Below are 20,170 nucleotides of genomic sequence, written 5' to 3' on the forward strand. Positions count from 1 at the left end.
CCCTAACACTTGCCCCTTACTGAGCAAAGCTACTGCATGTGCCACCTGCCAGTGCGGTAGCCTCGTCTATGCTATGCAACCTGACCTGATGATCTTGACTACCGCTGGCAACCAAAATGCGGTCTTTAGTGCGGATGAGGTCTACAGCATTGAGCGGCACTGACGATTGATACAGTGTCTTCCCTTCAATCAGTGCTGGACTGCGAGTGCCGTCTGAGGTCAAAGACCAGAGGACGACTCGCCCATCGTCGCCAGCACTGACGAGATTGCAACCATCAGCACTTAAGGCAACTGAGCGAACGGCGGCTCCACCGTGTCCCGTAGACCAGTCATCGACCTGTTCGCAGGGAGCCTTGTTATCGGCTAAACAGCGGCGCAAATTCCAGAGGGTAATGCTTCCCCGATTATCTGCCGTTGCCAGCAAATCAGGCTGTTGACTTGCTGTTGCCAAACTCATGATGTAGTTATTGAACCCTCCGGTTCGGTATTGCATCTCTCGATTAGTTTCTGTTGCCAAGTTCAGCAGAGTCAGTCGATTGTAGCGACCTGCGATCGCTAAATGATTCTCTGTTGAACCGACAAGGGCAAGGGACTGAACGGCATAGTCAACTTTGAACCCGCGTCGTGGCTTCACCTGGGTGAGTGCGCGTCTTCCGGGTTCTATTCCCCACTGTAAAATCAACCCACTTCCGTGACCACTAAATAACGAGCGAGAGTCTTGGGTGAAGGCAAGGTCAAAAACGCGATCATCGTTTCGATAGGAAAATGACGACTGCCGTTCGCCAAACAGCAAATCCCAAATCTGGATTTGTCCGTTTTCAAATCCCACTGCCACTTGATCATTGTTCACCGGACGGTACCGCACGACGCGCACAGCTTTATCACCCTGCTCCAATATCCCCCGTGATTTAAGATGAGTGCCGTTAGCCTGCCAACGACGGACAGTGCCATCTGTTGACACGCTCACCACCTCATCCGCTTGCCCACTAAACTGGACTGCTGTAACGGGTCCGGTATGTCCCCGCTGGCGACCCAAGATGAGCCAGCCGAGAAGTAAGACGAACAGAATACCCGCTAGCTGTAACCAAAGAGGAATCTGCGGCGAAACACGTAGTTCTAGCGTTTGCGTATCGTTGCGAAGATCGAGACGCGGGTCGGAGACGATCGCCTTAGCTTGCAGAAAGCGCCGTCGCGACCAGCCAATCCACGGTAATCTTCGACGGATAATCAACTCAAGCTGAGCAGTTTCCCCAACCCCTAAGTTGACCAGCCCTGGCTTGACCTCTAAGGTGTTCGTTGCAACTTTCGCTGAAAGGTCTGGCGGTTTGACAGGTGATTTGGCATTGCCCCCAAACCAAGGAAACCACCTGCGCGGTTTTTCGCTACTCTCGTCTTGATAGCGGACATCGACGCTTGCTTCCTGGGGCAAATTGCTCTGATTTTCTAGCTCAAGGGCATAAGTCGCGGTGTCTACTGCCGGATTGAGCCAGCGGCGAGGTTTCATGGGGAGTTGCTGCCGCGTCGGAGAACAACGAAACTCCATAAATCCAGCAGGCAATACAGTTAGTGTTGCTTGAGCTTGGACAGGTACTGCCCGAAGCTGAGTCGCTTCAACACTCAGCGTATAGACTCCACTTGGAGCCTGGGTTGCATCGGGTAACTGACACGCAAATACCGCATCTGCCTGTCCTCTAGCGGGAATGTGGAGCTGTTTTTCTGCGCCATTCGGGAACCAATTTAGGTCTATCCCGCTAAGCCGCAGCGTCACATCAACTGCCTGACGGTTTGAGTTGCTAACGGCTACCGACACATCAATTAAATCACCCGGATACCCCTGAAATTTACGCTCAGATAACTCCAATGTGGGAGGTAAGATACCTGAACCTTCAACGACTAACCGCAAAATCTGTCTGTCTTCATCGTTGAGTTCCCATGAGAAAACCCGCACGGTTAGATTCATCGTGCCCGTGAAGCCTCCCGGAACAGGTGGAACTGCCAAGATTTCGACCTGAAAACGGGTATAGTCTCCCCCTGGAATTTTTGAAGAGATGGCAGGGACTAAACGATACCAACTCGACCCAAGCTTTGGATCAGAGCCTGCTGCCGACAAATCCACCTGAAACGCGGCAAAGCGATCGCTATCATTGTTGACAGTCAACTCAAAAGTTGCTGGGGCACCTCCTGGCTTGTAGTGGAGGACTTGGGTAGAAATCTCAGTGCTAATTTGTTTCGCCATCCGCTCAAAACCCCTACTCAATAACTGGTACTTGCTCGATCAGGGTTTGGGTATGCTCGCTTGCAGTTGTCGTGAACGGTGAAGCTTGCTGAAGCTGAGTCAGTTGATGACGATGCCATGCAAAATGCAAAAGATTGATACCCATCTCTTGCGCCGTTCGGATCGTCTCTCGTGGCAGAGTCAACGCCTCATCCAGTCCCCAACATTGAGCGAGATTACCGACCATGAGGATAATCCCACCCCAGTTAAACAGGTGCAGGGGTTGACCATTAATGAGGGGAAATTGGGCGAATAAAAACGGGTGAAGCCGCAGAGGGTGTTGGTGATTCAGAGAACCTACGCCTTCTAAGGAATAGCCCATTCTTTCTGCTACAGCATTGATGGAATAACAAACCTCTTGAATATGCTGAGCGATGTTTGCGTCTATCGCGCTGATTTCTACCTCTAAGTCTTGCCGCATCACTATCAGTTCTGCCTCATCTCCCAAATTATCAAGGGCAACCTGCAATTCTTGTTTCACCGCAAGTAGTTCATCTAGATTGACCTCCTCAAAGTCAACGACAATCAGCAGCACTCCCCCACGCTCTAAATACTGCCCCAGCGTGTCAATAACGGGTTGCTCAAAGCTGAGTAAGTATTGACGCGGCAGGTAAAGCAGGTCGTAGTTTGATAAGTCTGCATTGGCAAGGAACTGGGGAGTCATTTGCCCAATCTCAGTTTCTCCTTGTAATGTCGGATAGAGTACTGCCACTGCCTGAAGCAGTTGAGAAAGGGTAGACGCAATCTGATTGTCCTGTTGAGTTCCCAATGTCACCTGAGCAACCTGTACAATCCCCAAAGGTCGAGAACAGACTGGCTGTCGGTAACGTAGATCCAACTCGTTCACTCCTGGAAAGAAGACATCAATTGGAGTTTGAAGCCTTACTTCTCCTGATTGGAGATGAATGCGGCACAATTCAACATCCAACTCACTTGGATTTGTCTTTTCAACAATCCGGAACCTTTCCTGAACGCTTTCTCTCCCTGCTGACTGACGCAGTTGATCGGGGTCAACATAGCTAACAACCAAATAAACGACCAATGACTGACTAGGGGGTGGCTCCGATTGAATACGGAAAGGTTCTGGCTGGGACACAATGATTGGGTTCCCCAGTAGATCGATCGCAATTCCAGGCTGAACTTGTAACCAGCGCCCATCTCGGTACTGAGCCGCTACATCCATTGGAGCCGGAATCACCGACACTCCTAGCCCACAGACGACACCCGGTTGATGTAGCGATTGGTGGTGAAAGTTTTGCCGTTGTCGATGATAATCATGAGCGCTTTTCCATCGCTGTGCCGTCATTAATAGACCATCAGCGATCTGGAGTCGTTCAAAAGCTTGAAATGGAGGAAAGGGGAAGAAACGAGACATTTTAAGAATTAAAAATTCAAACTAAAAAATTCAAAATGAGGAAAGCTAGTTTCTATGTACAAATTAAACGCACAACAGCTAAGGGCTAGGTGTTAGCTGCTGTTAATGATTCCTCAATATACAGGTCATACGTGCAAAAAGCAGGTTTTTCCTGGTCAATAATTGAACGTACCAAGCCTTCATCAATTCGCTTTGGCTCTTGGCAACGTAGCCAAACAATAAAGTGATAAGGTCGTCCTCCTCCTAAAATGGCTTCTTGTCCGAGGCGAGCAGAACCCAAAATAAACCCCTCGCTAAAAACTTCTTGAATACTAATGGCTTTTTCTGATTCTGCTACTCCTGGCTCATCTAGAGGGAGTCCAGTATAAAGATGCAAGTAAAGCCTTAACCCCTGGCGAGTTCCCCGCCAACGATAAATGTCCATTGCATGGCGAATCAGGCGACGTTGCTCGTGTGTACTCCAAGGGACATCGCTTGGCCAACCAACCCAGTGAGCTAAAAAAGGCAGCAAGGCTTGGGGGGCAGTTAGGGGGTCAAGGTGCGCCCACAGGACATCCAAGGTTTGGACAGTTGGCTCAAAGGCTTGTTCAAAGATTTTGAGCAAGCGACCGATAAAGTCCACCTCACGGTAGACGGATGGCAAAAAGTTGAGGTAAAGACTACGAGGACGAACGTAGAGATTGAAGGTTGCGGACTTCACTTGCCGTTGTTCCGTATCGGGTTGGGTGGCGTAAACGTGAAGTTGACCGCGATAGTCGATTTTTAATGATTTATCCGAACTGAGGTTTTGGTGTTGCTCAAAAAAATCAGCGGCAATTTGAAAGTAAAGAACCGCATCCATCTGCTGCCGTGCCAGAAGTTCGCTGCCTTCCTGACCAATTTGACACCACTGTAGAGGAAAATCTCCTTCAATCTTAAAGTCGAGTTGGAGGGGGCGATCGCTCTCGTTTTTAATCTGAACAATAATTTCGCTCGGTTCACCAGGAGATAATCCCAAACTTAGGGGAGGCGTGGCATCAACCTTTGATGATTCAGCCGTCCACGTTGCAGAAGTTGCTCCTGAGGCTTGAGTGGGCGCTGCCTCTGGGAGCTGCATGGGGGTGAGTAATAGGCTAATCGTCTGAACCGAACGGGGTTGAGTCATGAGAATTCAAAATGGTTCATGGTTCATAGTTCATGGTGACGAAGGCAGAAGGTAGAAGGTAGGAGCGTCAGGGCGATGCAAGCCCCCAGTCGCTCCCAGCCACTGAAATACCTTCAATTGAGATTGTGACCCTTGCTCATGAGCAGTTGCTCCTATGCTCGTGAAGAAGGTATCGGAATAAATTCCTTCTGCCATCTGCCTTTTTTTTGTTCATATTAGGCTAATGGCATGACCAGAGCGTAAGTGTTCATCGGCCCAGGAACAAATTAGCCCGTGGGAACCCGGTGCCACTAATCCATTCGAGGCAAGGCTTCGCACCCAGGTTTGCCCTTGCTTGCGTAACTCAAATAATAAAACAGTGCCTAAATACCGCACTCCTGGGGTTCGCTGAAACAAGGCAATAATATCCGAGGTGTAGACGGGGCAACCAAACGACCAGCCTTCGCCCTTCACGCCCCCCGTAAGGGGATTGAGAAACTGATACAAGCTAACCTGGAGACGACGAAGGATTTCTTGCCGTGATTGCGGGTTATTGTACTCTGGCTCTAGTCCTACCTCTGTTTGAACGGCAACGCCAACATATTCGGGTTCCTGAAGCCGCACCTGGATACCGAGAAGCCGTCGTTCATCGAGATAAGCGAGGATTTTTTCCTGCAACGGTGGACTCAAGGCGAGTTGGTCGGGGCTAATGCCTTGTCCTCGTTCGATACCACTGATGTCGGCTTGAGGCACGATGAATAAGTTGACGACCCCGTTTGTTGCTCCACCCGTTTGACGAGCAGGACATCGGACTTGCGCTACGGCTCCATCGCCAGCTTGAAGAGTCAATAGTTCAAAGTCTTCAGGAGTCACGGCGCGATCGCGAGTCCGCAGCAGTTTTGGTACGCGAATCACAGCATCTTCAAGCGATTCAGCATCTGCCCCGTTTCGAGCCGCTTCGTGATTCACCACACTAGCAACGTAGGGAATGGCTGACTTGAGAATGCGGAGTGTCCCGGCTTGAACATTCCCACGTCGTCCTCCTCCTGTGCGGTACGCCACCATTCGGATCACAGAGCCACGCGGAGGGATTGCTCCATACTGCCGCTCCATCACTTGCATCGCGGCTGGTTCCCCCCCTAGATAAATGCCATTACCCTGTTGTGTTTGGGCGCGAATCTGAGTTTGCTCTTTGAGTTGTGCAGGTTCTCGAATTAGGGGACCAAATTGCAACTGTCCTGTCAGCGAGTCAATTGTGTAGTGCCGATCTTCAGAACCGGACTCAGCAAAGTTACTCACCTCCTGCCAAACTTGAGGTAAACCTAAAGGTGGTGTAACGAGGAGATGCTCTTCTGCCAGTCTTGGAAGGATTGGTCTACTTTGAAGCTGAAACGTTTGACCAGGTGTTCCGTCACTTTCGCCCAGCAATTCATCCTGAACCAGCGTACATTGACTCGCGTTAACGGTTCCCCCAATTGAGCGGGTTGCTAGTCCCATAAATGTGGGGGACGAACTGTAACCTGATTGAACGGTGTGGGGTTCGGTGTAAACGCAGCGCAACCAGCGCCCCTGATAGGTAGAGAAATATGTAGAAGGCCAGTGTTGGGGAAGATGGAGGATTACATCCGCTTCCCGCACCGCATTGAGTTCCTGTTGCTGGGATACATCATCAAAGCTAAAGCCTCGCGTTCCATCATCTGCATTTCTGCGGAGGATGGGTTGCCATCTGATGCCATTCCAGGCTTCCCAGTGCCGAGGGGGACGATCGGGATTGATACCTGTAGAACCTGCTGGTCTTCCGCGTAAGGTGATGGCAAGAACATTGCCTTCTAGCGGCTGATCGGGTTCAAATACGAGGTAAAAACAATTGCCTTGTTGGGGGCGATCGCTAAATACAGGCTGTTCTCGACCTTCCCAACTGCCATTAGAGGCTTGTGTCCAGAGATTGGAAAAGCGATCGCGTAATAGTTGAGGTCGCTCTTCCAGCGTTTCGGCAGTAAGAAAATGGCGAATTCTCGGAACCCCAATTGAAAGCGGCTGGTCTGTTGTAAACACAATCGCTTCTTCAGTTTCCGTGCGCTCAGTTGCCACCTCTTTGCCAGCAGGAATCTGGTATAAGGAAGGCAAAGCGGCTGCCAGATAGAGCGTCACCTCCGTCCGCGCTGGTGCTGGGGGTTGGAGGCGAATACCCAGAAGTTCGAGAAACGCCACATAGTTACGCCGAGGCACCTGGTTAAACCGCAACAGCATCTGGTCGGTAAGCCAAGCAAATAGCTCGACCAGGGTAATTCCAGGATCGCTAGCATTGTAATTCGTCCACTCTGGACAGTAGCGCGGAATGCGTAAAATACACTCGTCTACGAGGTCTTTAAACGTCCGGTCATCCAGATTGGACTTAGGCAGGTTGGGTAAGAAATCAAATTCCACAGCAACTAGGCGAGCGACTCGGATTGGGGCAACAGGTAGAACGGATAAACTAAGCTACGCTTATCGTGACTGTCTTTGGGATGGTACTCAATCGTAACGTTTACAAGACCGCGAACTGGATCGGGGTCAGTGCGAACCGCATCGAGAACAATCCGAGGCTCCCACATTTCTAGCGCTTCCTCCACGTACAGGCGGATTAAAAGAAGCGTTTGGATATTCATTGGGGCAAACACGAGTTCTGACAACCGTGAACCAAAGTTCGGTCGATAGATTCGCTCTCCCAAATTAGTCCGGAGAATAATCAGGATTGATTCCTCAATGTTCCGCGCCGTCGCACTTAGCTGTAAACTTCCCTGAACGGTCACACGCAAGGGAAAGGCTATCCCTTGACCCAAATAGGCATTTTTTTGCTGGTCTATCCTGTCTGGCATACAAGTTTTTACTCGATACCGCAGCTACTTTATAAGGGATTCCTCGCTTAGAACTATTCGCCAAAAGTCGAGTCTAGTGACTAACAATATTCAGGACTTACGCACGGCAACACAGGGTAAGGGCGCACAGCTGTGCGCCCCTACGACAGAATCAGGCTTTCACCAAGAAACTGCGTAAGTTCTAAGTTGAATAAATCTCGCCCCTCTAGCCCCCCAATTTTTTTGGGAACCGGAGTTCAAAGTCCCCCAGAATTGGGGGATTTAGGGGGCAAGTGTGTAACTCCTGTATTTATCACAGTGTTTTACTTCATTCAGTGTTGATTGCTAATTGCACCTCATCCTAGAATCTAAGTTCACTTCCCTTTCGAGCCTTAGCTTCTATCTTCATGGAGCGGATGTGGGTAAACTGAGCAATTTGCTGAATGCTTATTACGGCAAAGCCCAGAGTTTCTAGGTCAGTGTGAAATCTAGCGAGATTCTTAAAGCGTGAGGTTGCTTCGATAATATGCAATTGCCCATCCAGTTTGAGGGTGCGGTGTGCCTCGCGTAGGTAATCGGTGAAGTTGGAACCCATCAGGGAGAGGGAGAAGATGGCAACATCCAGTTCCTCATCATTCAGGGGAACGTGAGCCATGTCGCAGGCTACCACGTTGTTATTGATAGCAATATGGTCGAAGCTGTAAACTGTATGTCGGTCTGAGACTGCCTCGGCAAGTTTCGCTTCCCCGCAACCGAAATCACCAATAGTGTAGCCGCTACGTTGTTGGCACCAGCGAATCATCTCTTCGTAGGGGATGATTGCCCAACTTTTTCTTGACTCTTGGTATAAAGTATGGTATTGCATCCACTCTTCTGAGTTTGCCTGGAGGCGTTGGTGAGTGGTGTCGCTGCGGCTTTGGTTCCAGAGGCGGTTCAGGGTGGAGAAGTCGCCGTAACGGTGCTGTCGGCGTTGAACGTCGGCGGGGTCATCATCGGGAAGGGGAATGACTATCTTAGGACGGGCGATCGCTTCGACTTGACCAGTTTCCAGGCGTTCTAGCCATGCCATGATATCTTGGTAAGCTTGCGCGGGTGTGCGTAAGTGTCCTTCGGGAACGATGCCATCAACGGCAGCATCGGCGATAGATTTTTTGAAGCGCAATCGTTGCATTTTGGAGTCGCACCACGACCAGCGATTGCCTTCGGCACCGCCCAGAGGTCGATCGCCTTTTACATCGGCATAAGTCAAAGGGATAATTAGAGTTACTTTGTCTTGGCGTTGTCCTTGGCGGTAGATGCGTCCTTTGAGTTGCTCGAATTCGGCATGAGTCCAAGGAAGGACGTTGATGATTAGCTGGTTGCATACTTGTTGTAAGCCATCAACACCCGTGCCAATGGCGCTGGAACCGATGAGGACATCGACGTTACCGTTCAAGAAGCCTTCAAGAATATTAGCCCTAGAATCGGAATCAACCTCGCCTGTATAAAAGCCGACGTTCCAGCCATCTTCTATTAGTGCGTCTCGAAGTAGCTTGTCTATTCCCTGGATGTAGTGGGTATAGATGAGGGTTTTGGGTTTGATGTGACGGCGAATGATGGGCAAACGGGCGCGGGTGAGGATTTTCTCTAGTTCGAGTGGGGTGCCGTTGCGTCCTAGTGCGCGAATGTCTTCGAGGAATTCCTCACAGTCTACGGGAATCTCAAGTTGCTCGTAACTGAGGTTATATTCTGGCTTCCAGCGTATGCCAAGCGAGACGAGTCGCTGGTGGAGTCTCATGCAGTTGGGGAGGGTTGGGCGGATGTCGAGTTCGTTGTGGTGGACTCCGGTGATGAGTTCGACTAGGCTTTTGCCTTCTTGGAGGTTGTTGATTACTGGGGTGGCGGACATGCCGATGATGTGTAAATCTGGCTTGCGTTCTGCGGCGGCAGTGATGAGGGCGCTTATTAGTTGCTTGCGCTTGGAGATATCTTCGGCTTGGCGCTGTTTGGTGTAGTGGATTTCGTCGATAACGATGAAGTCAATTTGCTGGTTGTTGATGAGTGTGCGAACCCAATTGGCTGAGTTGGGTTGTTGGAACATCTCGTAGTTGAGGATGAGGTAGTGGTTGACCTCTCCCCCAGCCCCTCTCCTGCGAGGCGAGGGGAGTAATTCTTCTTCTTCCTTTGCCGGGACATTGACCTCTCCCAGAAGCGGAGAGAGAAGTCTTGCTTCCCCTTTCCTTGCAGGGAACCGGAGCTTTAGTGAGGAGGCTGGGGGGTTAGGTTTCCAATCGGGTGTAAAGGTCTTTTTGGCAACTACACTGTTAGGGAAAATATCGAGAATCGCTTTTTCCCAACCATCGACAACACTGTTCGGGCAGCAGATAACGGTGAGATGAGCGTTAATGACGCGACTGGCGAGGACGGCTGAGAGGGTTTTGCCTGCACCTGTGCCTGACCAGTTGCCGACTCGTTTCTTGTCGCGTACCTGAACGGCGGCGAGTCGCTGCATGAGGTTGGGTTCTGCTATTTTGCCGTTGATACGGAAGTTGTAGCCTGTTGGGATGGGGAGGTTCTTGGCTCGATGATATTCGTCTAGGAATTCGGATTTGACTTTTTCGGCGTAGCTGTCGCCTGTGTAGTTTTGAGCCTGCGCTACAGCTGCGGCTTCATCACGAAAGACGTGCTTCCAAATCTTTGCTTTTGCGGATGCGATGAGGAATTCGACGGCTTCTTCATCGGCTGAGGATATGACGGAGTGATCTAACGATGCCAGGACTTCCCGCGTCTGGACAACTGGAAGGTCAAGGTCGTACTCTTCTTCTGATGGTTCAACAGTCTCGTCAATCTGGTCGTCAAGATTGTCCTCAGAGGTTACATCTCCTTTCTCAGGGATGTCATTATTGCCGCTAGTTTCAAGCGCTTCGAGAGTTAGCTGCTTATCTTGCAGGAATTTATCAACGATTGATGGTTCACCATTAACAAACTTTTCAATCTCTTCTGCCGGAAACCGTCCTGTGCTGAGAGCCTTTACAAAGCCCTTACCTTTGCCCTGAGTCTGAAGCATTCCATTCTGCTGAAATAGCAGGTAAAGCTCGGCTGGTGTGAAAGTTCCAAGGTGGTTTATCAAGGATGCGGCGAAACCACGAATGGCTTTCATAGTCCATCCTTGGTTGCAGGCTGGACATCCTGCCCCTATCTTTGTCCGGCTAATGATTGCGGCTTCCCACTCATGGGATAAGTCCATGCTGCAACGCCACCAAGCTTTCTTTGGTGAGCCAGCTACAACCTGATCCGGCGTGCGTATCCCATTTTTAGTCGGGTGCCACTCCTTAGCAACTTCAGGGTAAAGACTTGCTAAAGAGTTTGTGACTGAGGTCTTGTAACCAGCACAAAAGACACATCCATTTCCTAACCTGGTTCTATTGACAATAGAAGCTTCCCACTCGTGATCGGGTCCGTTAGGACATTTCCACCAAGCTTTCTTATTAGAGCCTGCTACCACCCGATCTGGGGTGAGGTCGCCGTTCTTCGTCGGATGCCATTGTTTGGATATGTCAGGGTAAAGACTAGCCAAAGAGTTGGTAAGTGAGACTTTGTAGCCGGCACAACAGGGACACCCTCTTCCTTTAACTTTATTGCTAATAGAAGCTTCCCACTCGTGATCGGGAGCTTTAGGGCATTTCCACCAAACTTTCTTTCCTGACCCTGCCGTCACTCGATCTGGGGTGAGTGTCCCGTTCTTTGTTGGGTGCCACTGCGCGGCTACATCAGGATAAAGACTGTCTAGAGAGTTAGTGATCGAGGAGTAGCGACCAGCACAAAAGGGGCATCCAGTCCCATTAACTCTGCTGCCAATTACTGCTTCCCATTCGTGATCGGGACTGTTGGGACATTTCCACCAAGCTTTTTTTCCTGAGCCTGCTACTACCCTATCCGGAGTCAGGCTACCGTTCTTCTTTGGATGCCACTGCTTTGCAATTTCAGGATAAAGACTGGCTAGAGAGTTAGTGACCGAGGGCTGCCTGCCAGCACAAAAGGGGCATCCAGTCCCATTGACTCTGTTAGCAATCGAAGCTTCCCATTCGTGATCTGATCCCTTGGGACATTTCCACCAAGCTTTCTGTGGTGAGCCTACCGTTACCTGCTGTGGGGTGAGTGCTTCATTCTTTTCAGGATGCCACTCCTGAGCAATGTCAGGATAAAGACTTGCTAGAGAGTTGGGAACTAAACAAAACGGGCATCCACTCCCATTTACTCTTTCTACAATAAGAGTTTTCCACTGGTGATCGGGCTGCTTAGGACATATCCACCAAGCTTTCTTTTCTGAGCCTGCTACCACTCTGTCTGGAGTGAGATTGCCGTTCTTTGTTGGATGCCACTGCTTTGCAATTTCAGGATAAAGACTGGCTAAAGAGTTAGTAACTGAGGGCTTCAAGCCAGCACAAAAGGGGCATCCCTTCCCGTCAACTCTGTCTGCGATCCTCGCTTCCCATTCGTGATCTGATCCGTTGGAACATTTCCACCAAGCATTCTGATTTGAGCCTACTATCACCTGTTCCGGTGTGAGTACTCCGTTTCTTTTGGGATGCCACTGTTTGGCAATTTCAGGGTAAAGACTTGCCAGGGAGTTAGTGATAGATGGTCTTAAACCATTACAAAAAAGGCATCCCTTCCCGTGAACTCTGTCCGTGATTCTTTCCTCCCACTCATGATCGCTACCGTTGGAACATTTCCACCAAGCTTTCTTTCCCGATCCTGGCGTCACCTGTTCCGGTGTGAATGTTCCGTTTCTTTGGGGATGCCACTGTTTGGCAATTTCAGGGTAAAGACTTGCCAGAGAATTAGTGACAGATGCTCTTCCACCACTACAAAAAGGGCATCCTCTGCCGCTAGTTCTCTTATCTATAGAAGCTTCCCATTCGTGATCCGAACCGTTGGGACATTTCCACCAAACTTTCTTGCTTGTCCCTGTCGTCACCTGTTCCGGTGTGAGTGTTCCGTTCTTCCTGGGATGCCACTGTGCAGCTATTTCAGGGTGAAGACTTGCTAGAGAGTTAGTGACGGACACTCTTTGACCAGCACAAAAGGGGCATCCAGTCCCACTGGCTCTGCTATAAATCATTGCCTCCCATTCATGATCGCTACCTTTAGGACATATCCACCAAGCTTTCTTTTCTGAGCCTGCTACCACCTGATCTGGGGTGAGTGTTCCGTTCTTTGCCGGATGCCATTGCTTGGCAATTTCAGGATAAAGTTTTGCTAGAGAGTTAGTGATAGACGGTCTTAGACTACGACAAAAGGGGCATCCATTTCCCTTGACTCGATCCCCAATTTTCGCTTCCCATTCGTGATCGGAGCCTTTGGGACATATCCACCAAGCTTTCTTATTTGAGCCTGCTACCACTTGAGCTGGGGTAAGTGTACCGTTCTTTGCCGGATGCCATTGTTTGGAAATTTCAGGATAAAGTTTTGCTAGAGAGTTGGTTGTTGATGGCTTCTGATTAGCACAGTAGGGGCATCCTACACCTTTGGCTCTGTTTCCAATTATCGCCTCCCATTCGTGTTCGGGGTTGTTGGAACATATCCACCAAGCTTTTTTATTTGAGCCTGCTACTACCTGATCTGGAGTAAGTGTTCCATTCTTCGTTGGATGCCATTGCTGGGCTATCTCAGGATAAAGGCTTGCTAGAGAGTTAGTAACTGAGGGTTTCTTTCCAGCACAAAAAGGGCATCCAGAACCGTCCACTGCCCTGTGTCTAATAGAAGCATTCCACTCATGATCGGAGCCATTGGGACATATCCACCAAGCTTTCTTTTCTGAGCCTGCTACTACTTGGTCTGGGGTGAGTGTTCCGTTCTTCGTCGGGTGCCAGTCCTTGGCAATTTCAGGATAAAGATTTGCTAGAGAGTTAGTGACGGAGGCTTTTAGACCACTACAAAAGGGGCATCCACATCCGTTGGTTCTGCTTTTAATTACCGCCTCCCACTCGTGATCGGAACCACTGAAACATATCCACCAAGCTTTTTTATGTGAGCCTGCTACCACCCGATCTGGAGTGAGTTCACCGTTCCTCGTTGGATGCCACTGCGTGGCTATTTGGGGATGAGTAATCGATAGCGGGTCTTTCATCGGAAATACTTGTCCAGGTAGCGCACATTGTCTGGATAAATGTTTTATAGTCTCTGACAGGATAGTTAATCAAACTCAAAGCTAGCACAGTCAACGCTTCTGGGCGAGGCAAGCAGACACGCGATCGCATAATTCAACTTCCCCTACCCTGAGCGATCGCACACTCCATCGTCTTTTCTAAAGGTAGACTCGCGGGATATACTGCTAGCGCCACGATAGGCTTCAAACGCTCGATACACTCATACCCAAGAAGATTCGAGAACTCAAGGCTCTACTGCGAAAAGCTGGGTTTACTTATCGTTCTGCTAAAGGTAGCCATACCAGATGGTTTCATCCTTTGCTACCTAGTGAGCCAATTACTATTGCAGGCAAGGATAGCGATGATGCCAAACTGTATATAGAGAGAGAAGTCACTAAGAAGCTTGAGAAATTGAAGGCACTAGAAGAAGAGGAGCCAGAAGAATGAATTTACATTATATGGTTGTGATTCAATGGTCGGATGAAGATAACTGTTACCTAGTTCACTTGCCTGATTTTCCATCTCAGCAGTTCCATACTCACGGAGATACCTATGAAGAAGCTTTAAAGAATGCTCAAGAGGTATTAGAGCTTTTAGTTGAGGAATATCAGGAAGAGGGTAAACCCCTCCCAGAACCTAAAACCATAGAGCAACTAACGCTTTCTGGTGAGGCAAGTAGACAAGCGATCGCATAATTCAACTTCCGCTACAAGTATTCCCAGCAACCCCTGAGAAATCCTATCGAAGCACACCAGAATTACTAGCTGACTATTAGAAACGAAATGCGATCGCGAAGCATCTCAAAGGGCGATCGCAGCAAGACATTGGCATAAATCCGAGGGACTCTCACCGTCGAGTTGCGCTAACAAGGTAATTTTCTTGAAGTTGACACCAATGCCCAAGTCTGCAATCCACCTAAACTCCTGCGGCTTGTGAGTCACTTGGTTCTCAATAAGCACGTCTTCTTGCTGTGAGCCGTTACCGAGCAAGTTCTCTATATCTTGGGGCAGACCTTCTTTTCAAGTTCTTGACTTTTAATCATTAGATTAAAGAGGCATCAAAGAAAACTTAGCATTCTCTTGTTCAAAACCTATGTCTCTCAAAAGCTTCCGCGATACACTAGTTCGCATCTTCAGCGTAAAGGAGTGCCGGGATAACAAGTTAGACATTTCTTCTGCACCTTCTGAGCAGGGTCGTTTACTACATCGACTCAACTGCATTAACCTTGATGATGAAGAATCTAAAACGTTGCAAGCTTATCTTACCACAATTTTAGAGGCGCGTCATCAGGAGAAAGGTTGTAATTCACCCGCTAAAGAGCAATCAGGATGTATTGTGCTTGAAATGGGTGAACCCGAACTCCGAGAATTTGCTAGTTGTATTGGAGAGAACGTTGTCCGCTCATTCCGTGCAGTAGTTCAAAGTGATAAAAAACAAAACGAGCCAAGGAAGTTAGCGATTCTTGGAGACAATGGACTCCGCATCTTCCAGGTATCTCTCCAGAGTAGCGATCGCTTCATACAGCAATAGCCAACCTGTAACAGGTTACAAGATTAAAAAGGTTGAAAGAGTTGCCTATCTCTCCTAAAAAGGAGTTACGGCTCTCCTAACCCAAAAACAACAAGTGTTGATACGAGAATTACTAACTCTCACAAAAAAAACATCCTCGCTTCTTGGCTGTCTGCATAAGTTAAATCAAGCCAATAGCGAGGTTATTTAATTAATACTGTATTACTTGTGATAGTTACTGAACTGACACAGCATCAACATCTACTGTCTTGTCACTTGTCTCACTCGTGCTGGCAGTATCAGAAGCGACTGTTGTGCCTTTACGAGATTTAGCACTTTCGATTAGTAGCTGGGAAACCTCAGCAACTAACAACGATAAAATCGCAATATCGTCAAGTTGCCCAATTATAGGAATGAAGTCTGGAGCAATATCAATTGGACTAAAGATATAAAGTAAGGTTCCTAAAATCATCCACCAACGGTACTTAGGATTACGAATGGTGTTGCGATACCAGTTGTAAATCGATGGGATAGAAAAATTGTTCATGTATTTGCCCTCTATCTATTTTTAATCTTGCCAAATCCCGCTAGGAACTTCCGGTGTGGATAACCCCCCTGTTTGTGTCGAGGATTAGCGATCGCTATAACCACCAGAGAGGATGGAATTCTTACTTTCTTAAGGAGACTAACAGAGGGGGCAGGTGACTGAGTTGAGCAATATAGCTCAACCGCCAAGGGAAAATCAGCCTGATCTCTTTGCAATTGGCTCGAAATCCATAGAATTGGAATGGCTTGCACTTTACAAAGGGAAATTGCGCTTGGCAATTAAGGGAGGTATGCGCGAATGGAAACGGTAGATATAGTCGATCTTATTGAGAAGGGCGGGGTGGCAATGTGGCCACTGTTGGTCTTATCCATCCTCGCATTGGGTACGATCTTTGAGCGTATCTGGTTTTGGGCAAGCCTCTTATTCAAAGAAAGAGAAACTGTCAATCGTGTGCTGGATGCAGCCACTAGTAACATGCAAGTTGCCAGGGAAATAGCGCTTGAGGCGCGGCGACAGCCAATTGGGCGGTATCTCTTTGCTCCCCTCAGACTTGCTAACCCCGATCCAGAAGTATTTCGGTTGGCGCTAGAGTCAGCAGCGGATGATGAGTTGGCATCGATGCGGCGTGGAGACAAGCTTCTAGAAGCTGTAATTGCTCTATCACCACTACTGGGATTGCTAGGTACGGTGTTGGGTTTGATTAGCTCGTTAGGTTCAATCCGTATCAGTGATTTGGGAACAGCGTCAACGGCTGGAGTCACTCTAGGCATTGCCGAAGCGCTAATTAGCACGGCAACGGGCTTAATTGTGGCAATTGTCAGTCTGGCGTTCTATCGACTATTTCAAGCTTTTTGGTACAACCAAATCAGAGTTTTTCGGAAAGCGGGGGGAGAGTTGGAGTTACTCTACCGACAAGCTTGGCTGCAAGGTGAGGAGACTGATACTCTTAATCAGTCCTTGAACACCAACACTAATACCAATACCAATACCAACACCCTAGACGTTCCTGAAGTTACAGAAAAATAAAATCATGGGGCAGTGCCATTCTCTAATTCGCTTCGATAGGATGGCATAACTGCCCCAGTAAGTTAGGTTTATGAACAAAAAAATTGATTCAAATCCTACCGCTTTAGCTCCCCGCCCTCTAAGGCTTCGGATGGATGCCCCAGTGGAAGAGGTTCGGGTTGAGATTATTCCACTGATTGATGTCGTTTTCTGCATTCTGATATTTTTTATCCTGGCGGCAGTGAGCTTTTCTCGCCAACAGGCAATTAGTGTTGATTTGCCCAAGGCAAGCACTGGAACACCGCAGGGGCGGGAAATTTTGGTAGTTAGCCTCAATGACTTAGGACAGGTTTATGTTGAACAACAGCCTGTGGTGACGAAAGATGATTTTTACCAGAAGCTACGGGCTTATCGTAAAGAAAATCCTAATGGATTGATGGCGCTGTATGCTTCGACGAATGCCACTTACAACGATGTTGTACAGGTGTTAGATTTGCTGCGTGAGGTAGGAGGCGATCGCGTAGCACTAGCCACTCTTCCTGGAGAGTCAGAGCCGACTCCTGGTGCAACAGCCGTTCCGCCACCAGCAACGGGTGTTCCTGGCTTCTCACCCACCCCAGGCACAAACCAGTTTGACCCTTATGGTACAGGAATCCCTGGAATTCCTTCCAACCCAACTCAGCCATCATTACCAGGAATACCGGGACAAGCGTTGCCACAAGCACCTGGAATTAACCCAGGCAGTTCACAACTATCGCCAGGGCAACCAGGAATTAGCCCCGGTAGTTCAGTCATGCCAACGCCTGGTGCTACAGTAGCTCCTGGAAATAGCCGTGTGGCTCCCGGTAGTTCAGCCGTGCCAACGCCTGGTGCTACGGTAGCTCCTGGAAGTAGCCCTGTATCTCCTGGTAGTTCAACCGCACCAACTCCTGGTACTACGGCAACTCCCAGAACGAATCAGCCAGCTTCTGAGCGATAAGGTTTTCTAGAGCGCCTGTTTAGAAAAAGTCGGCGGGAAGGCTACCGCGTTTTAGGGATGAGAGGAACGCCACCCGCCGACTTGGTTATTTGTTGTTGGTTGTTTGTAAAAAAATACAAAAAAGCTGATGGCTGATAGCTGACGGCTTTCTGCTACATCATTTAACGTGCTTGACTCTACAAGAAATTAGCGATCGCTTTTTGCACTTGTGAATTCTTAACGTAAGCATCAGCCGCTTCAATCAAATTCCTGATATTCTCCTGACTAGCATCATCCATGTCATCACTTAAACGTTTACCAGTCCAGCTTCTATCTAACTTAAATTGCAGTCGTAGGTACCGTTCAACAATCTGCCTTCCAATGTAGTCGTTAATATCCGATGAAGCATCAAAAATTACATCAATCACTGGTAATGCCCATTGTGCAGCCCCCCATTCTTTGGCACTTTCTAAGGGAATCTCACGAGAAAAACTTCCTGTTCCTATAGAAAGAAGAGAAATATCCTCCACCTTATGCCCCAATCTTAGAGCTTCTGCGATCGCACAAGCGGTAGGGTTATTGGCGGCAACACCACCATCAATTGCTGAATATTCAAGTACGACAGAAAAGGTAGAGGTAGCATCCGGTATCACATCCCATCCGGCATCTACCAGTGCGGTTCGAGTCTTGCCAACATAATCGATAATTGTGCGAACCTGACCTCTACCTGTTCCTCCAGTAATATCGATTCGCATCCGGTTGTAATCATCATCGTCCTCCGAGGCTTCCTTACTAAAGACAATGGTTTTTGCATCACCACCAACTGCTTTACCTTCTTCTCTCCTTATTAGTTGATGAGCTGGAAAATAGGCAGGAGCGGATGCTGAACAAACACAAACTTCCCACAGAGGGACATTAACAAATTTTTTCCGCCAGCTTTTGAAAATAATGGGTTCTCGGTTAATTGTGTCATAGGAAGGTATCAATAGGTTGGTGGCTTTCACCGCTGAGAGTTTTTTGTATTTAAACTCTTCTTTGAGAACTTCAACCAAACCTTTATCTGAATATTTGGGAGCAGAAAGCCCATACTGAAAAACTAATCCCAACCGTTCAGGTGACCAAAGGTTTTGATAGGGAAAAATTCTCGACCCCTTTTGCTGGTAAACCGCGATTAGCTCTTTCGCACTACGTCCATTTGCGATCGCGGCTGCCAAAATTGACCCGGTGGAAGTTCCTGTAACCAACTGGAAGTATTGATTTAATGGCACACTGATTTGTTGCTCAATCCTTGCTAGCATCGTTGCCGCAACTACGCCACGAATTCCACCACCATCTAGACTCAATATACGAAACGTCACTTACTGCCCTCCGAAAACTACTCTAGCTAGGAGTTTATACCGAGTTGCATTCAAAGATAGTAGACTCAGCCTTTAGTGATAGTCTCTATGGAGAAGTGACAGCAACTTTTAACAAGAGCCTGCGGGAAATCCCCCTGACGCGGAGCGACTGGGGGATGAAAGCAGGGGAGCCATAGGGACGATCGCTCCCAAACATTTCTAGTCTTTATCACTCACCAGTGTAGGTGATAAGATAAGGGTTCTTGAGGTAATGGAAATGTTGCATAAAGCCATCAAAGTACGCTTATATCCAACGGCAGAGCAAGAAGTGTGCTTGGCTCAACACTTCGGCTGTGCTAGGTGGTGGTGGAACTTTGGGCTAAACAAATCCATTGAAACCTACAGAGATACAGGTAAGGGATTGGGACGCAATGCACTCAATGTACTTCTACCTGCTCTCAAAAAATCCGAGGAGACAATCTGGTTAGCAGGCTGCTATAGCCAAGTACTACAGGCAGTTACTCTCAACCTGACAACGGCATACAAAAACTTCTTTGAAGGTCGTGCGAGATTTCCCCGATTCAAGAGTAAGCATGGGAAGCAGTCAATTCAGTATCCTCAAAACGTTCAAGTGATAGGCTCTTGCCTAAAATTTCCCGGTAGGGTAGGAACGGTAAAAGCCAAAATTGACAGGAGTATTGAGGGAACAATCAAGACTGTTACGGTAAGCCTTGAACCATCAGGGAAGTACTACGCATCTATCCTGACTGAAGTTGAGGGCGAAAATCCTACCCCTTCGACAGATGGAAGGGTGATTGGTATCGACCTGGGGATAGCGCACTTTGCTGTTACCAGTGATGGTAATAAGGTGTCTAAATATAACAATCCTAGACACCTGGCCAAGCATGAGAAAAACCTCAAACGAAAGCAACAAAAACTAGCCCGAAAAGAGAAGGGAAGTAATTCAAAGCATAAGTATAGAAAAGTTGTCGCTAGAGTTTACGAACGGATTAGAAATTCAAGAGCAGATTTTCTACATAAGCTTTCAAGGAAGCTCGTCAATGAGAACCAAG

The 20,170-nt window shown here is 48.4% G+C and carries 16 protein-coding genes; 6 read left to right on the forward strand and 10 right to left on the reverse strand.

Features of this window, described 5'->3' with window-relative positions; genetic code table 11:
* Positions 1-16 precede the first annotated feature (16 nt).
* From AC5JL3_RS05030 to AC5JL3_RS05060, 7 genes are all read right to left on the reverse strand, one after another.
* Positions 17-2,236: a hypothetical protein gene (locus AC5JL3_RS05030; protein WP_496073433.1), complete on the reverse strand. Its 2,220-nt coding sequence runs from the start codon at positions 2,234-2,236 to the stop codon at positions 17-19.
* A 13-nt stretch (positions 2,237-2,249) separates the two neighbouring features.
* Positions 2,250-3,650: a hypothetical protein gene (locus tag AC5JL3_RS05035; RefSeq protein WP_496073434.1), complete on the reverse strand. Its 1,401-nt coding sequence runs from the start codon at positions 3,648-3,650 to the stop codon at positions 2,250-2,252.
* A gap of 85 nt (positions 3,651-3,735) precedes the next feature.
* Positions 3,736-4,794: a phage tail protein gene (locus AC5JL3_RS05040; RefSeq protein WP_192219450.1), complete on the reverse strand. Its 1,059-nt coding sequence runs from the start codon at positions 4,792-4,794 to the stop codon at positions 3,736-3,738.
* Between the two features lie 30 nt (positions 4,795-4,824).
* Positions 4,825-4,989, reverse strand: a complete 165-nt coding sequence (locus tag AC5JL3_RS05045; protein ID WP_496073435.1) for a hypothetical protein — start codon at positions 4,987-4,989, stop codon at positions 4,825-4,827.
* 15 nt (positions 4,990-5,004) lie between these two features.
* Entirely contained in the window at positions 5,005-7,200 is a 2,196-nt protein-coding gene (locus AC5JL3_RS05050; RefSeq protein ID WP_496073436.1) for a putative baseplate assembly protein, read from the reverse strand.
* Between the two features lie 5 nt (positions 7,201-7,205).
* Positions 7,206-7,631 (reverse strand): GPW/gp25 family protein, encoded by a 426-nt coding sequence (locus AC5JL3_RS05055; protein WP_192219448.1) that lies wholly within the window; start codon positions 7,629-7,631, stop codon positions 7,206-7,208.
* Positions 7,632-7,971: 340 nt separating this feature from the next.
* Entirely contained in the window at positions 7,972-13,722 is a 5,751-nt protein-coding gene (locus AC5JL3_RS05060; RefSeq protein WP_496073437.1) for a zinc-ribbon domain-containing protein, read from the reverse strand.
* A gap of 253 nt (positions 13,723-13,975) precedes the next feature.
* Here AC5JL3_RS05060 and AC5JL3_RS05065 point away from each other — a divergent pair, with 253 nt between their 5' ends.
* Together AC5JL3_RS05065 and AC5JL3_RS05070 are read left to right on the forward strand one after the other, a co-directional pair.
* Entirely contained in the window at positions 13,976-14,188 is a 213-nt protein-coding gene (locus tag AC5JL3_RS05065) for a type II toxin-antitoxin system HicA family toxin (protein ID WP_496073447.1), read from the forward strand.
* Positions 14,185-14,436: a type II toxin-antitoxin system HicB family antitoxin gene (locus AC5JL3_RS05070; protein ID WP_496073438.1), complete on the forward strand. Its 252-nt coding sequence runs from the start codon at positions 14,185-14,187 to the stop codon at positions 14,434-14,436. The genes AC5JL3_RS05065 and AC5JL3_RS05070 overlap by 4 nt, the downstream gene beginning before the upstream one ends.
* Before the next feature lie 105 nt (positions 14,437-14,541).
* Here the strand turns inward: AC5JL3_RS05070 and AC5JL3_RS05075 are convergent, their stop codons facing one another.
* On the reverse strand, positions 14,542-14,682 hold the full coding sequence (locus AC5JL3_RS05075) for a hypothetical protein (RefSeq protein WP_496073439.1): 141 nt from the start codon (positions 14,680-14,682) through the stop codon (positions 14,542-14,544).
* Positions 14,683-14,833: 151 nt separating this feature from the next.
* Between AC5JL3_RS05075 and AC5JL3_RS05080 the strand changes: the two genes are divergently transcribed.
* Positions 14,834-15,271 carry a hypothetical protein gene (locus AC5JL3_RS05080; RefSeq protein WP_496073440.1) on the forward strand — a complete coding sequence of 146 codons (438 nt, stop codon included), beginning with the start codon at positions 14,834-14,836 and terminating at the stop codon, positions 15,269-15,271.
* Positions 15,272-15,485: 214 nt separating this feature from the next.
* Here AC5JL3_RS05080 and AC5JL3_RS05085 read toward each other — a convergent pair whose 3' ends face one another.
* Positions 15,486-15,797 carry a YkvA family protein gene (locus AC5JL3_RS05085; protein WP_496073441.1) on the reverse strand — a complete coding sequence of 104 codons (312 nt, stop codon included), beginning with the start codon at positions 15,795-15,797 and terminating at the stop codon, positions 15,486-15,488.
* Positions 15,798-16,094: 297 nt separating this feature from the next.
* On the opposite strand from AC5JL3_RS05085, the gene AC5JL3_RS05090 reads away from it, so the two are divergent.
* Complete coding sequence (locus AC5JL3_RS05090; RefSeq protein ID WP_496073442.1) at positions 16,095-16,823, forward strand: MotA/TolQ/ExbB proton channel family protein; 729 nt, start codon at positions 16,095-16,097, stop codon at positions 16,821-16,823.
* Positions 16,824-16,893: 70 nt separating this feature from the next.
* The gene (locus tag AC5JL3_RS05095) at positions 16,894-17,781 is read left to right on the forward strand and encodes an ExbD/TolR family protein (RefSeq protein ID WP_496073443.1); all 888 of its coding nucleotides are present in this window, start codon (positions 16,894-16,896) and stop codon (positions 17,779-17,781) included.
* Positions 17,782-17,957: 176 nt separating this feature from the next.
* Here the strand turns inward: AC5JL3_RS05095 and AC5JL3_RS05100 are convergent, their stop codons facing one another.
* The gene (locus AC5JL3_RS05100) at positions 17,958-19,118 is read right to left on the reverse strand and encodes a patatin-like phospholipase family protein (protein ID WP_496073444.1); all 1,161 of its coding nucleotides are present in this window, start codon (positions 19,116-19,118) and stop codon (positions 17,958-17,960) included.
* A gap of 256 nt (positions 19,119-19,374) precedes the next feature.
* Between AC5JL3_RS05100 and AC5JL3_RS05105 the strand changes: the two genes are divergently transcribed.
* Positions 19,375-20,170 (forward strand): RNA-guided endonuclease InsQ/TnpB family protein (locus AC5JL3_RS05105; RefSeq protein WP_496073445.1); only part of this gene is annotated, 796 nt, incomplete at its 3' end.

The organism is Symplocastrum torsivum, from assembly GCF_059505465.1.

Bases quoted from the DNA above. Each gene is read 5' to 3' on its own strand.
- AC5JL3_RS05070 (WP_496073438.1), top strand. From the start codon at position 14,185: ATGAATTTACATTATATGGTTGTGATTCAATGGTCGGATGAAGATAAC.
- AC5JL3_RS05055 (WP_192219448.1), bottom strand. From the start codon at position 7,631: ATGCCAGACAGGATAGACCAGCAAAAAAATGCCTATTTGGGTCAAGGG.
- AC5JL3_RS05045 (WP_496073435.1), bottom strand. From the start codon at position 4,989: ATGGCAGAAGGAATTTATTCCGATACCTTCTTCACGAGCATAGGAGCA.
- AC5JL3_RS05090 (WP_496073442.1), top strand. From the start codon at position 16,095: ATGGAAACGGTAGATATAGTCGATCTTATTGAGAAGGGCGGGGTGGCA.
- AC5JL3_RS05035 (WP_496073434.1), bottom strand. From the start codon at position 3,650: ATGTCTCGTTTCTTCCCCTTTCCTCCATTTCAAGCTTTTGAACGACTC.
- AC5JL3_RS05060 (WP_496073437.1), bottom strand. From the start codon at position 13,722: ATGAAAGACCCGCTATCGATTACTCATCCCCAAATAGCCACGCAGTGG.
- AC5JL3_RS05080 (WP_496073440.1), top strand. From the start codon at position 14,834: ATGTCTCTCAAAAGCTTCCGCGATACACTAGTTCGCATCTTCAGCGTA.
- AC5JL3_RS05085 (WP_496073441.1), bottom strand. From the start codon at position 15,797: ATGAACAATTTTTCTATCCCATCGATTTACAACTGGTATCGCAACACC.
- AC5JL3_RS05030 (WP_496073433.1), bottom strand. From the start codon at position 2,236: ATGGCGAAACAAATTAGCACTGAGATTTCTACCCAAGTCCTCCACTAC.
- AC5JL3_RS05095 (WP_496073443.1), top strand. From the start codon at position 16,894: ATGAACAAAAAAATTGATTCAAATCCTACCGCTTTAGCTCCCCGCCCT.
- AC5JL3_RS05040 (WP_192219450.1), bottom strand. From the start codon at position 4,794: ATGACTCAACCCCGTTCGGTTCAGACGATTAGCCTATTACTCACCCCC.